Source organism: Paenibacillus sp. ov031, assembly GCF_900143165.1.
Classification (GTDB): domain Bacteria; phylum Bacillota; class Bacilli; order Paenibacillales; family Paenibacillaceae; genus Paenibacillus; species Paenibacillus marchantiae.
This window is the reverse complement of record NZ_FRDO01000002.1, coordinates 782,979-797,627: the sequence shown is the minus strand read 5'-3', so window position 1 is coordinate 797,627 and position 14,649 is coordinate 782,979. Positions and strand designations below refer to the sequence as shown.

At 46.1% G+C, this 14,649-nt stretch carries 11 protein-coding genes and 1 rRNA gene; 2 read left to right on the top strand and 10 right to left on the bottom strand.

The window, feature by feature from the left end:
• From BUA17_RS13690 to gyrA, 3 genes are all read right to left on the bottom strand, one after another.
• Positions 1–75: ribosomal RNA gene (locus BUA17_RS13690) — 16S ribosomal RNA — on the bottom strand; the annotation flags it as partial.
• A 443-nt stretch (positions 76–518) separates the two neighbouring features.
• Positions 519–1,637 (bottom strand): HD-GYP domain-containing protein, encoded by a 1,119-nt coding sequence (locus tag BUA17_RS13685; protein ID WP_072733935.1) that lies wholly within the window; start codon positions 1,635–1,637, stop codon positions 519–521.
• 217 nt (positions 1,638–1,854) lie between these two features.
• Entirely contained in the window at positions 1,855–4,410 is a 2,556-nt protein-coding gene (gene gyrA, locus BUA17_RS13680; RefSeq protein WP_072733934.1) for a DNA gyrase subunit A, read from the bottom strand.
• Between the two features lie 426 nt (positions 4,411–4,836).
• Between gyrA and BUA17_RS13675 the strand changes: the two genes are divergently transcribed.
• Positions 4,837–5,763, top strand: coding sequence for a YheC/YheD family protein (locus tag BUA17_RS13675; protein ID WP_063567396.1), 927 nt, complete (start codon positions 4,837–4,839; stop codon positions 5,761–5,763).
• An 88-nt stretch (positions 5,764–5,851) separates the two neighbouring features.
• Here the strand turns inward: BUA17_RS13675 and gyrB are convergent, their stop codons facing one another.
• From gyrB to dnaA, 6 genes are all read right to left on the bottom strand, one after another.
• Entirely contained in the window at positions 5,852–7,762 is a 1,911-nt protein-coding gene (gene gyrB / locus BUA17_RS13670; RefSeq protein ID WP_063567395.1) for a DNA topoisomerase (ATP-hydrolyzing) subunit B, read from the bottom strand.
• Positions 7,763–7,908: 146 nt separating this feature from the next.
• Positions 7,909–8,157, bottom strand: coding sequence for an extracellular matrix regulator RemB (locus tag BUA17_RS13665; RefSeq protein ID WP_017691405.1), 249 nt, complete (start codon positions 8,155–8,157; stop codon positions 7,909–7,911).
• Positions 8,158–8,170: 13 nt separating this feature from the next.
• A complete protein-coding gene (gene recF / locus BUA17_RS13660; RefSeq protein WP_063567394.1) occupies positions 8,171–9,283 on the bottom strand; it encodes a DNA replication/repair protein RecF in 1,113 nt (370 codons plus the stop codon).
• Positions 9,284–9,340: 57 nt separating this feature from the next.
• Entirely contained in the window at positions 9,341–9,556 is a 216-nt protein-coding gene (gene yaaA / locus BUA17_RS13655; protein WP_024629511.1) for a S4 domain-containing protein YaaA, read from the bottom strand.
• A 16-nt stretch (positions 9,557–9,572) separates the two neighbouring features.
• Complete coding sequence (gene dnaN, locus BUA17_RS13650) at positions 9,573–10,715, bottom strand: DNA polymerase III subunit beta (RefSeq protein ID WP_063567393.1); 1,143 nt, start codon at positions 10,713–10,715, stop codon at positions 9,573–9,575.
• A 221-nt stretch (positions 10,716–10,936) separates the two neighbouring features.
• A complete protein-coding gene (dnaA, locus tag BUA17_RS13645; protein ID WP_024629513.1) occupies positions 10,937–12,283 on the bottom strand; it encodes a chromosomal replication initiator protein DnaA in 1,347 nt (448 codons plus the stop codon).
• Between the two features lie 590 nt (positions 12,284–12,873).
• Here dnaA and BUA17_RS13640 point away from each other — a divergent pair.
• On the top strand, positions 12,874–13,071 hold the full coding sequence (locus tag BUA17_RS13640; protein WP_063567392.1) for a hypothetical protein: 198 nt from the start codon (positions 12,874–12,876) through the stop codon (positions 13,069–13,071).
• On the opposite strand, the gene gntK is transcribed toward BUA17_RS13640, so the two are convergent.
• Complete coding sequence (gntK, locus tag BUA17_RS13635) at positions 13,059–14,594, bottom strand: gluconokinase (RefSeq protein ID WP_072733973.1); 1,536 nt, start codon at positions 14,592–14,594, stop codon at positions 13,059–13,061. The two genes, BUA17_RS13640 and gntK, sit on opposite strands and share 13 nt — an antisense overlap.
• Between the last annotated feature and the right edge of the window lie 55 nt (positions 14,595–14,649).

The following is a 14,649-nucleotide window of genomic DNA, read 5'->3' as shown; positions in this document are numbered from 1 at the left end:
TCAAGTCCGCTCGACTTGCATGTATTAGGCATGCCGCCAGCGTTCGTCCTGAGCCAGGATCAAACTCTCCATTAAAGTATTGAAAAGAGCGATAAGCTCATTTTGAAACTGACGAGATTAAAAATCTCATTTATTTTGCTTTGAAATCATACAGTCCGAAGACGTGTACCGATTTCTCAGCGTCGATCTTGCAAGCAAGATCGTTACTCACTCGTTGTTCAGTTTTCAAAGATCAAACTTGTTTCACTGCCGTGTATTGTTCACTTCAGCAACTTTTATATCTTATCACATCCGAACCAACTTTGCAAGCTCTTTTTTTAAGTTTCTTTCGAAGCTTATTTCATTTGCTTGCCGCACCGTGTTTCTCGTGTTTTCTTGGCCGGAATTAGAATATACCATGTACAGATTCGGAACGCAAGCTTTATTTTCAATAAAGTTATCTTTTACTTTAAGTTCTCTAAAAAAGAGCCTCTCTATATTGGAAAGACCCTGTTCTTCTATATGAATTGAAGATTGAACTAGCCAATGACTTCCTGAATATGTAGCTGCCTTTGCTGCATCAGATTGATGATTGTTCCTTCTACCGATACCATCGGCCGTGTAGGATGATCCCGATCAGAGAATATGATCTCACCAATTTGATTATTGCTAAGCTTCACTCGGATACCGTTATGGATCTGTGTGGAACGCTGAACGAATACATTTACGATGGCAGGATCCAATTTGCCAAAAGCCTCGCTCTGAATTTGTTCAAGTACCAGGTACGGTGACTGTGCCTTACGATAGATCTTCTCCAGAGTCATGGCGTGGAAGATATCAGCGATAGCTACAATCTTGGCATAGATATGAATCTGCGTGCCGCTGAGCTGCAGCGGGTAACCCGACCCATCCACTTTTTCATGATGCTGCAATGCTGCAAGTCTAGCTCCCTCATTGATGGCCTTCGCCTGTTTTAGTACCTGATAGCCATATTTCGTATGCTGTCGGATCTCTGCCTGCTCTGACGCAGTTAACGTAGAGGGTTTATGAAGGATCTGTGGGTCCACTTTGTTATTACCAATATCATGGAACAATCCTGCAAAAGCTACCTGCATCCAGTCTTTGGACGGCAGATCCATCCACTGGGCCAACTGATAAGATGTAATGGCACTCAAGACGGCATGATGATACACATAATCATGTTCTTGCATCACTCGTGGACTGAAGGTAAGCACATTATACTGTTTAAGATGAACAAACAATGCTTCCAGCTGTGTACGCAACTCATATACAGGTAATTCAGCCGCCAGGGAGGATAGAAAAGCCTTTTTGGTCAGTCCTACCATCTTTTCATACTCTTCATGCAGAGACGGTAAGACGGGTGCTGAGACTGCGCTGCTGCCTTTCCCTGCTCGCTCTCCGTTCTTCTCATTAGCTACATGGACTGAAGAGGCCGACGAAGCCTTAGAACCTGAAGTGCTTGTCCCTGTTCTTTCTTGCTCGATGTCCACTTGATGAATCATAAAGGCTCTGAGTACTTCCACATCTTTGGGCAGAATGACTTTGCCCTTCTGAAACAGAACATTGCCACGAAGCGTTTGCACGTCATTTCCCAGTTTAAGTCCTGGTTTGACTTCAGACAGGGTGATTAATCCCATGTTTATTCCCCTCACTCATCGTTCTTCTATAATGATATCAAGACCATAGTCCCGGTTTTTCACGTTAATTCCCATTATATTACTCAAAAATCAGGCTGTACATCCCAGATTTCGAGGAGAATGGTCCTGGAGCTGTGAAAATAACAAAGGGCCCCCATATGGGAGCCCTCCAATTTCATTGTAATCATGAAATGATTTTCGTTATAGAAAATTGATTCTATGCTTCAGAACCTGAATCATCGCCCTCAACTTCAGCATCGGAAACCGCGTCCTCATCAAGAGTTGACTCTAAACCTTCAGAATCAGCAGCTTCTGCACCTTCAATCAATTCTTCGTCATCTGGTTCTTCCTCATTCTTGTCAATTCGGCTGACTGTAGCTACGGCATCTTCATCGCGAATATGAATCAGCTTCACGCCTTGCGTGTATCGACCCATAGTGGATATGCCTTCCATACTCATCCGAATTAACGTACCGCTGGAAGTGATGATCATCAGATCTTCTTCTGTCTTAACCATTTTCAGGCTGACTACCGCACCGTTCTTATCTGTGACGTTAATGGTTTTAATCCCTTTACCGCCACGAGTCTGCATCCGATAATCGCTGACAGGCGTACGTTTACCGTAACCTTTGGCTGTAACAATCAGAACATCCAGTTCCTGGTCAACAACGTCCATACCGATTACGACATCCTGCTCATCCAGTGTAATCCCTTTAACCCCGGTTGCACTCCGTCCCATGGAACGAACATTTCCTTCCGAGAATCGGATGGACATCCCGTGAGCTGTACCCATAATGATCTCTTGAAGTCCGTCTGTCAGCTTAACATCAATAAGGGCATCATCATCACGCAGGGAGATCCCGATCAGACCGCCTTTACGAATATTGGTGTAATCCTCAAGTGGTGTCTTCTTCACAACCCCTTGACGGGTAGCAAAGAACAGATACTTGTCACTTTCGAATTCCTGAACTGGAATCACGGCATTAACCGATTCACCCTGCTCGATCTGAATCAGATTGATAATCGGCGTTCCCCGTGCTGTACGTCCAAGCTCTGGAATCTCATAAGCTTTGAGACGGTACACTTTACCTTTGTCGGTAAAGAACATGAGGTAATTGTGAGAGTTGGTCACAAACAGATGCTCAACAAAGTCGGTATCTTTGGTGTCCATTCCCACAACCCCACGTCCGCCACGCTTCTGACTGCGGTATGTGGATACCGGCAGACGTTTCACATAGCCTGTATGGGTAATAGTGATGATAACCTCTTCACGCGGAATCAGATCCTCGTCCAGAATGCTCTCTTCACCTACAGTGATTTCGGTACGACGATCATCGCTGAAGCGATCACGGATTTCTTGCAGCTCCGTGCTGATAATTTCGAGCACCAGGTGCTCGTTGGCCAAAATTTCACGATATTCCTTAATTTTGACCATCAGTTCGTTATACTCATTTTCGATGCGCTCACGTTCCAGACCTGTCAGGCGTTGCAGACGCATATCGAGGATAGCTTGAGCCTGATCATGACTGAGTGAGAAACGCTCGATCAGACCTTCTCTGGCTGCATCTGTATTGCTGGATGAACGGATCAACGCAATAATTTCGTCGATATGATCCAGCGCGATACGCAAGCCTTCCAGAATGTGCGCGCGTGCTTCCGCTTTTTTCAGTTCGAACTGTGTACGTCTACGTATAACCTCAATCTGATGCTGCAAGTAGTGATACAACACTTCACGCAGATTCAGAATCTTAGGTTCTTTATTTACAATCGCGAGCATGTTAATCCCAAAGGTGGACTGCATCGCTGTATGCTTGTACAGGTTGTTCAGCACTACACCCGGGTTCACGTCTCTGCGAAGCTCAATCACAATCCGCATACCGTTACGGTCAGACTCATCACGGAGATCCGTAATACCATCAATCTTTTTATCACGTACCAACTCAGCAATTTTCTCAACGAGTCTTGCCTTGTTCACCTGATAAGGAAGTTCCGTAACAATAATCCGTGCTTTGTTGTTGTTTTCTTCGATGTTGGTTTTGGCCCGCATCGTTACTGAACCACGTCCGGTTTGATACGCCTGGCGAATTCCGGAACGTCCCAAAATATAACCGGAAGTTGGGAAGTCTGGCCCTTGAATATAATCCATCAACTCCATGGAAGTGATATCCGGATTTTTGATCATGGCCTGTACGCCGTCGATTACCTCTCCCAGGTTATGAGGAGGAATGTTGGTCGCCATACCTACCGCAATCCCGCCGACACCATTGACAAGCAAGTTAGGGAAACGAGCTGGCAGAACGACAGGTTCACTTTCTTCACCGTCATAGTTCGGCTGGAAGTCAATCGTATCCTTGTTGATGTCTCTGAGCATTTCCATTGCAATCTTGGACAACCGGGCTTCCGTATAACGCATGGCTGCTGCCATATCGCCATCCACCGATCCAAAGTTACCATGTCCATCTACGTGCATGTAGCGCAGGGAGAAGTCCTGTGCCATCCGTACCATCGTTTCATATACGGCAGAGTCACCGTGTGGGTGATACTTACCGATAACTTCGCCGACGATTCTGGCTGATTTTTTATGTGGTTTATCGGGTGTCATGCCTAGCTCGGACATTGCGTACAGAATACGCCGGTGAACCGGCTTCAATCCGTCACGCACGTCAGGTAAGGCACGGCTCACAATAATGCTCATCGCATAATCCATAAACGATTCACGCATCTCGACGCCAATATCCCGATCTTTAACCTGCGAGTTCATTTCTTCCGCCATGCTGGACCTCCTTCTTGTCCTTCAACAAACATTCCATTCAATCATTCGAAAATTAATTATATGTGAAGAGCCTAACAAGGCTAAAACCGCACAAGGACGCTACTCTTTATTATATTACTTTCACAAAAGGTAAACAATTAAACGTCCGCTGGGCAATAGCCTTTCTTCCGGGAACTTTAGAGAGTCTGGGGGTTCGCCCTGCCTTCCTCCCCATTTACACATACAATGCTAGAAAAAGCGGCAATTGTACTGTGTATATTCAGGCTTAGACCGTTCCCGTTCTACGATCAAACTACATCTGTGCAACAAAACCGCACAAAACGCCATATTTCTCTATTATACCACTGAAATCATCTCTTGTCCTTTGATTTCTCCGCGTCTGCCACTCTTATAAACCCCATTAAAACACGAAAGGACTGATGGCTCTTGGGCATCCAGCGTGTCTCCAGCAAATGGACCAAGACAGCTGTGTTACAACGCAGCCGTAATGTGAATGGATATATACCGGTAACACGACAATATAATCGCCAGACCCTGGAACGGATGACTGAATTATTCGAGTCAAACTATATCAAACCGGATCGGGGAACCTACGGCAATGGCGTCATGCGGGTAAAAACCATCCGTATGAATCCACACCCGATTACCGATGCAAACACATCAGAAATCTCTGCTGATCCACTCTTCCCTTCCACAGCTGAAGTCGGTGCCGAGATCTCTGCTGAAGTCCCCCTGACAACGTATGAACTTCGATATGGGACGGAGGAGAAACACTTCCATTCCCTCGATGAGCTGGATCTGGCGCTCACTGAACGTATCCAGAAGCGCGACTACATCATTCAGCAAGGCATTCCGCTGATGAAACATGATGGGTTGCCTTTTGACCTGCGGGTACTGACGCAGAAAAATCTACAACGCAATTGGGAAACGACAGGTATCCTGGGGAGAGTTGCTGCACCGGGCAAAATCATTACCAACATTCATGGCGGCGGACGATTGGCCACCTTTAATGAGTTGGTACGTCCTCATTTTGACCAGGAGCGGTTCCAGCAACTACGCAGTGAGCTATATCGTTTAGGCATTCATACAGCGGTACAGCTACAGAAGTCATTTCCAAGACTCAAAGAGATTGGTATCGATATCGCACTGGACGAAGATGGACGGCCATGGATTATTGAAGTCAACACATTGCCGGGTATCTATGCTTTTGGCCTATTGCCTGATAAGGAAACGTACCGAAAGATCAAGCGTTATGCGAGAGCATACGGCAGATTACCCTCCAAAAAAGGGAAAACATCTCGTACCTCTCCCAAAGCCCAGGCCTCCTCTACCAAAAGCCGCACACATCGGTAACAGGCACTCCAGAGTCCAACCTAAAATCTCTATGCTATAATCCCATAATGTAAAAGAGGCGCCCTCGCAGGCGCCTCTTCGAATATCGTTAGATGTCGAGGTTTTTCACGTATTTTGCATTTTCCTGAATAAAGTCACGACGAGGTTCAACATTATCCCCCATCAGGGTGTCGAACATGGCATCGGCCAGCATAGCATCGCCGATCGATACTTGAAGCATGGTCCGGCTCTCAGGGTCCATCGTCGTTTCCCATAATTGTCCGGCATTCATCTCACCGAGACCTTTATAACGCTGGACATTGAATTTCGCATTTTCGCCGAGAGTTGCGATAATTTCATCGCGTTCCTTCTCGGAACCAGCATAACGAATTACTTTATTGCGCTCAATCTTGAACAATGGCGGTTGGGCAATGTATACATAACCAGCCTCAATGATTTTGCGCATATAGCGATAAAGGAATGTCAGAAGCAATGTCCGAATGTGAGCGCCATCGACGTCGGCATCCGTCATCAAAATGATTTTGTGATAACGTGCTTTGGCAATATCGAAGTCATCGCCAATTCCTGTACCCATTGCGGTAATGATCGCTCTGATCTCCGCATTACCCAAAATCCGGTCAAGACGTGCTTTTTCCACGTTCAGAATCTTACCACGCAGAGGCAAAATCGCTTGGAAATGACGATCTCGTCCTTGCTTCGCTGATCCACCGGCGGAGTCACCTTCGACGATGTACAATTCGCTGATTGAAGCATCCTTGGATGAACAGTCGGCCAATTTACCTGGCAAAGAGCTGACTTCGAGTGCACCTTTACGACGCGTCAGTTCACGTGCTTTACGAGCTGCTTCACGTGCACGGGCAGCTTGCAGTCCTTTTTCCAAAATGCGACGGGATACGGAAGGATTCTCTTCCAGGAACTCCTGCAGCTTCTCAGCAAACAGGGATTCGACAATTCCGCGCACTTCACTGTTACCCAGCTTCGTCTTGGTCTGTCCCTCAAATTGCGGTTCAGGGATCTTGACCGAGATAATCGCTGTCAGACCTTCACGTACATCATCCCCGGACAGATTACCTGTGCTGTCTTTGATTACGCCCGCTTTGCGCGCATAATCATTGATAATCCGGGTAAGGGCACTCTTGAATCCGGATTCGTGCGTTCCGCCCTCATGTGTGTTGATGTTGTTGGCAAACGAGTAAATATTCTCGGTGTAGCTGTCATTGTATTGCAATGCAACTTCCACCTGAATGTTGTCTCTTGATCCTTCTACATAAATCGGGTTTTCATGCAGTGCTTCACGCTTCTGGTTCAGGAAGGAGACATACTCGATAATACCGCCCTCATACAGGAAAGAGTTGGTTACACCTGTACGTTCATCGGTTAAAGTCATACCAATTCCCTTGTTCAGGAACGCGAGCTCACGAATACGAGTCAGCAAAGTTTCATAGTCATAAACTCTTGTTTCCGTGAAAATCTCCGGATCCGGATGGAACGTAACCGTTGTTCCCGTTTCCTCCGTTGTACCGATCGTTTTCAGATCATACTGCGGAACACCCCGACGGTATTCCTGTTGATACACATGGCCGTCAACCTTAACTGTAACAACAACTTTCTCTGATAGAGCATTGACGACAGATACACCTACACCATGAAGACCACCGGATACTTTGTACCCGCCACCGCCAAATTTACCGCCTGCATGCAGAACAGTCATTACAACCTCAAGTGCAGGACGTTTCATTTTGGCATGTTCGCCGACAGGAATCCCCCGCCCGTTATCGACTACAGTGACGCTGTTATCTTCATGAATAGTAACTTCGATATGATCACAATAACCTGCGAGTGCTTCGTCAATACTATTGTCCACTACTTCCCAAACGAGATGATGCAGACCTTTGGCACTGGTGGAACCAATATACATCCCCGGACGTTTACGTACGGCTTCCAGCCCTTCAAGTACCTGAATTTCATCTGCACCATATGACGGTTGATTCATAGACATGCCTTTCACCTACTTCTATAGATTCAATATCGTAAATATGCGTTAACTAAGAATGCATGCTGAAATGAACATATTCCCTTAATTCCAGTAAGCAATCTAAATAAAGACAAGCAGCAAAAGGTACAATAACTCGTACCGCCGATAGGCTAGAGATCAGGAAAAATGTGAGCTCGCTTCTTGAGCGTAGCTGAGGAAATAGGCGAGTAGTACACAATGTTTTTGGTCACGACAATGGACTTGGCTTCCTCTTCACCAATATGCTCCACTGTTTTTTCCTGCTCGGCATGCGTGACATACTGCTTGGAAATTTTTGAGGATTTTTCAATCGATATATCAAAAATAGCGACCAATTCGGAAGATCGGATAATCTTCTCACCGCCCAGATGAATGTACATAAGCCCTCACTCCTTAGCGTTCAACCTGTCCGGCATGAACGTGATAAATACTGGCATCTTTGAGCTTGTCAACGTTTAAGCTCTCGATTCCGGTAGCCGTAATAAAGGTTTGCACCTTGCTCTGGAACGTTTCGATCAGCTGCGTCTGACGAAAAGGATCCAGTTCAGACAGTACATCGTCCAGCAGCAGGACCGGATATTCTCCGATTTCTTCATGAATCAGTTCAATTTCCGCAAGTTTAAGGGACAACGCCGTTGTGCGCTGCTGCCCCTGCGAGCCATACGTTTGTACTTCCCGATCGTTAATGAAAAAGGACAGGTCATCCCGATGCGGCCCACTAAGCGTTGTGCCTCGGCGAATCTCCTGCTCTTTCATTTGTGATAATTTTATCATAAATTGGTCCATTAAGACAGCTTCATCTTCCTCAGCGGCTTCGCTGAAGGAAGGAAGATAGGCCAGACGCAGGACTTCTCCGCCTCCGGTGATGCCCTGATGAATTGTTTCAGCCCACTTTTGCAGTTTCTTTATGAATTGTTTCCTTTTTTTGACGATTTTAACACCATGCTCCACCAGTTGTTCATTCCACACCTCAAGCATGGTCTGGGCTGAAGCGCTCTGCCCCCATAATTGCTTGAGCAAATTGTTACGCTGGACGAGCACTTTTTGATATTGCTGCAGATGATACAGGTAGCCTGGAGCCACCTGTCCAATCTCCATGTCAAGAAACCGGCGGCGGACCCCCGGTGTGCCTTTGACAATCTCAAGATCTTCCGGTGCAAACATCACCACATTAAGCGCTCCGACAAAATCACTCAGCTTTCGCTGTTCCAGTCCGTTGATCTTTGCTTTTTTGCCTTGTTGCGACAAAGATAGCTCGAGCTTGACCGATCCGTACTTTTTGTCGACCTCTGCTGCAAGCCTGGCACGTTCTTCACCGAAACGAATCAGTTCCTTGTCGCGGGATGTACGGTGGCTCTTAGTGAGTGCAAGCACAAAAATGGCTTCTGCAAGATTGGTCTTGCCTTGGGCATTTTGCCCGATCAAAAGATTCACAGGACCAAAAGAATCTAGTCTCAGATGTTCATAATTACGGAATTGCTGCAGATCTATGCTGTTTACAAACACGCGGTATCCTCCCTTTTATCCCGTCCGTCAGGAGGCAGCAGGATCTAACTGGTCTTCTTATTGTGCGACAACTTCGAACGAACCTTCTCCGTCCACCTCAACGATATCCCCAGGGTATAACTTGCGTCCCCGGCGTTCCTCAGGCTCTTTATTCACACGTACAAGCCCATCCTGAAGCAATGCTTTGGCCATACCTCCGGTTGGGATGCAGTCGGCCAGTTTCAAAAATTGATCAAGCTTAATATATTCCGTACGAATCGCTACTTGGTTCACTATGATCTTCCTCTCGTTAGTTGGTCGTCCGGTAAGGCAATATGACGTACAAGCTGTGACTGTCGTCCAGCGGTTTCAGGATGATAGGGCTCATGACACCAGTGAAAGCGATCATCAGCTGCTCACTCTCCACCACTTTCAGCACATCCAGCATATATTTGGAGTTGAACGAGATTTTCAGTGGTTCGCCGTTAAAGTCGGCAGGTTCGATCTCTTCTCTTACTTTTCCCAGCTCGGAAGAGCTTGAAGAAATTTCGATTGATCCGGATTCCATCGTTTGCATCCGCACAATGTTTGTTTTTTCTTCACGCGACAACAAATAAGCCCGGTCGATAGATTCACTTAATTTTTTTGTATCCAAAACGAGTTCTGTTTTGTACGAAGTCGGAATAATTCTAGAAGTATCCGGATAAGTTCCGTCCAAAATGCGCGAATAGAACAGAACACGGTCGATTTTGAACAAAACCTGGTTGTCAGCGACAACGATATCCACAAGTGTATTTTGATCGGGCACGATTTTGCTGAGTTCGTTCAGCGTTTTACCCGAGATCACCACATTGTTGAATCTCACACCTTCTGCATTATCCAGCATTGCTGAACGAGTAGCAAGACGGTGACGGTCAGTTGCCACAAATTTCAGTTCATTGTCACCCAAACTCCAGAGTACACCTGTCAAAATCGGCGTAGTTTCATGTGTGGAAATGGAGAATACGGTTTGTTTAATCATATTTTTGAGCAAATCTCCTGGAATGGAGACGGTTTGGTTCTCTTCGATGCTTGGCAATACTGGGAATTCTTCTGGATCAAGACCAACCAGTTGAATTTCGGTAGCTCCTGCGGAGATAAAGGTGTTGAAGTTCTCTTTTACCTCCATGTGCACTTCTTGGGAAGGCAGCTTTTTGATGATCTCGACAAAAAACTTGGCTGGCAGTACAACACTACCAGGTTGTTCCACCTGAACAACACTTTTATCACCATCTTCAAGCGGGATGAAGGATTGAATTGAAATATCGGTGTCGCTTGCTGTCAACGTCACACCTTGATGATTAACGTCGAATTTGATACCGCTCAGAATTGGGATCGTCGTACGGCTTGAGATGGCTTTGGATACTTGCTGGATGGATTCGTTCAAGTAGCTTTTCATTATGCTGATTTTCATGGTTTCACTCCTAGCGGGTTTTTTGGGTGTAGAGGTGTTGAAATGTGTTTTTCAAAAGGCCGAAGGCAGAGCTTCGAAATCGCTTATTTGGAGATGATATCTTTTAGATCTTTATAGTAATAATAGTAATAGGGGCACTGAATATGTGGATAAGTGGGTATAAACCCATAAGCCCAAGCCTATCCACATGTGTATACGTTGTGCACAGGCTTGGGACTTATTCAGGTTGGATTCTTAATTTTTTCGGTTAAGTTGTTGATAACTTTATAGAGATCCTGATCGACTTTAATCGCCTGGGAGATCTTTTCGTGCGCATGGATGACGGTGGTATGATCTCGCCCTCCAAATGCTTCACCGATTTTGGGCAGAGAAAAGTCTGTAAGTTCACGAGAGAGATACATAGCAATCTGTCTTGGGAACGCAACGGCCTTGGTCCGTTTCCGTGCTTTGAAATCTTCAAGCTTAAGGCTGTAATACTCGCCGACCTTTTGTTGGATGTCGTGAATAGTGATCATTTTCGGACGACTGGAAGGAATAATATCCTTCAGTGCTTCAGCTGCTAGATGAGTGGTTACATCTTGATTAGTCAGCGAAGAATAGGCAACAACCCGAATCAGGGCCCCTTCCAGCTCACGAATATTGGTATCAATCTGGTTGGCGATGTACATCATCGCCTCATTCGGAATATCGAGGTTTTCCGCACGAGCTTTTTTACGCAAAATAGCAATCCGTGTCTCCAGATCAGGAGGCTGGATATCCGTAATTAGCCCCCATTCAAAACGGGAACGAAGCCGTTCTTCCAGGGTCGGAATTTCCTTCGGCGGTCTGTCGCTGGAGATGATGATCTGTTTCCGTTCCTCATGCAGCGCATTAAACGTATGGAAAAATTCCTCTTGCGTCGATTCTTTTCCAGCCAAGAACTGAATATCATCAATGAGCAGAATATCGACACTACGGTATTTGTTACGGAAGCTCTCCCCGCGGTTGTCACGGATCGAGTTAATGAATTCGTTTGTGAATTTCTCAGAAGACAAATAAACAACTTTGCTGCCCGGATCATGCTCCAGGACGTAATGTCCGATCGCATGCATCAAGTGAGTTTTGCCGAGACCTACCCCTCCATAAAGAAACAGAGGATTGTATGCTTTGGCGGGCGCTTCAGCGACCGCCAGCGATGCGGCGTGGGCAAAACGGTTGCCCGGCCCAATGACAAATGTATCGAATGTATATTTCGGATTGAGCATGCTGAGTACCGCTTCTTCCTGAACAACTGTAGGCGTTGGCGCTGGCAGTTGAGGGTCCGGTTCAGCAGGCTTGTTCTCCTCGATGACAAATTTCACATCGACCTGTTTGCCAAGCAGCTCATATACCGTCGATCCGACCAGTTTGGTGTAACGGCTCTCCAGCCATTCGACGGCAAACGTGGTTGGTGCGGATATGACGATCGAACGATCATTCAGCTTGGTAGCTTTGGTTGCTTTGAACCAAGTGTCAAAGCTGGGTTTGCTGAGCTTGTTTTGTATAATTGATAAAATTTGCTGCCATAAATCAGAAGTATGGCTGTCCACAGACTGTCACTCCTTTTACATGTTCCAAGTGTGGCTTAAGCCATGATGCAGTGTCGAAATACGAGATATATTGTTGAATTTATCCCCAAACCCCCGCAGGTCGAAAACAAAAAAAGAATGAACAACGGAAAATTGTTCACAACTTTATCCACAGGCTGTTGATAATATTATGGGTCAGATCACATATTCACATCCAAAAGTAATACAATCATAGCAAAAGAAGCCCGGCATTTCAATGTATCACGTGATTTTATCCACAAATTCAATAACTTGTGTATAATTTTTAATCACAACACAATATATTGTTTATAAATTGTTTAACTTTCGACAAGATGACCCAAAAACCCAAATTATTTTATACACAGGTTATTCGTCAAATGATGCTGAATTGTGTGTAAAAGTATTCTCTGTTTGTGAATAACCTCTCTGTGGATAACCGTAAAGTGAAAATTACCGTTTTGGGGATTTTCAGGAGAGTGACTCTCCATGCCCGTTTTCCTTTTTCGAAGAGAGGAATTGAGGAAACGACAAAATCAAAGGCAGAGGAGATCAAGAAGAGGGCCTGTTGAACGGAAGGAGCGTTTACTGATTTGTATGAAATGAACGTAGAATTTATTCCTAAAAGAGGTAGGATGGATATGCGCGCAAACCTTGGAGATGGATGTGACTTCATTGCAGCAGATTTGTTTTATGCCAAAAAGAGGTTGTTCTTTAAGACCGGAATGGTGGTCAAAGAGAACAACCTCTTTTTGGTTGGTGGTTATAAAGGGATGATTTACTCGTTATGAGCGGAAAATTTACGTTGGAATTCCGCGATATCTGCATATTCTTCTTCCAATTTTCGCGAAATGCGAATAAAGATGGGGAGCAGCTCCTGGTAGATCGATGCATGTTCTTTGATAGGGGTATGCTTGTGCGTTGTACCTACCATAGATGAAACAGCATGAAGCGACTGAATTCGCCCTGTAGCATAAAGACCGAGCACGACGGCCCCCAGACAGGAACTTTCGAAGCTCTCGGGCACAATGACTTCCTGGTTGAATATATCGGACATCATCTGACGCCAGAGCGGGGAACGAGCGAAACCACCCGTTGCCTGAATGGAGGTAGGTTGTCCGATCTGTTCTTCCATGGCCAGCAGTACCGTATATAGATTGAAAATAACCCCTTCCAAAACGGAACGGATCATATGCTCTTTCTGGTGGTGGAGGGTCAAACCAAAGAAGGAACCTCGGGCGTCCGGATTCCATAAAGGGGCGCGTTCCCCTGAAAGGTACGGATGGAATAGAAGCCCTTCCGAACCGGGGCTGACGCGTTCAGCAATCTTGGTGAGTACATCATAGGAATTGATGCCGAGCCGTTTGGCTGTTTCCACTTCTGAGGCAGCGAATTCATCCCGTACCCAGCGGAAAAGCATGCCACCGTTATTCACAGGTCCACCGATCACCCAAAGATTCTCGGTGAGGGCATAACAGAACGTTCTACCTTTTGGATCGGTAACAGGACGGTCAACGACGGTGCGAATCGCGCCGCTGGTGCCGATCGTTGCTGCAACAACGCCAGGCTCAATGGCGTTCACACCGAGATTGGACAATACCCCGTCACTTGCACCGATGACGAAGGGAGTAGAGGGGGAGAGAGCCATTTTTTCAGCCCATGTACGATCCATTCCCTCTATAGTATGTGTGGTCGGTACGAGCTGCGATAGATGGTCAGGTGTAATGCCTGCAACCTCAAGTGCTTCGGCATCCCAATCCAGTTGTTCCAGATTGAGCATACCGGTACAGGATGCGATGGAGTGATCCACGACATATTGACCGAACAGACGGAAGAACAAATATTCTTTGATAGAGATAAATTTGGCGGTACGTTGAAAAAGTTCAGGTTCATCATGGCGCAGCCACATTAATTTGGTCAGTGGCGACATGGGGTGAATCGGTGTACCTGTTCGCAAATAGATACGATGCCCGATTCCGTTCTTTTGCAGTTTGGCGGCCCAGGCGGCGCTCCGGTTGTCAGCCCAAGTGATGCAGCGAGTGAGGGGCATACCATCTTGTCCCATCGCAATAACACTGTGCATGGCAGAGCTGCAGGACACGAACATAATTTGTTCCGCAGCTACGCCACTTTGCTCCATCACGCCGCGTACGGAGCGAAGGGCAGCTTGAACAATTTGTTCTGGATCCTGCTCAGCGACATCCGGAGCTGGGGTGTATAAAGGATATTCCTGAGTCGAAGTGCTTACAACTTCACCCTGTTCCGTAAAGAGTACGGATTTGGTACTGGTTGTACCGATATCCATACCAATCATATAGTTGTTCACTTTACATAAACCTTCTTTCTTTTGAACCCATAAAATTAAAGCT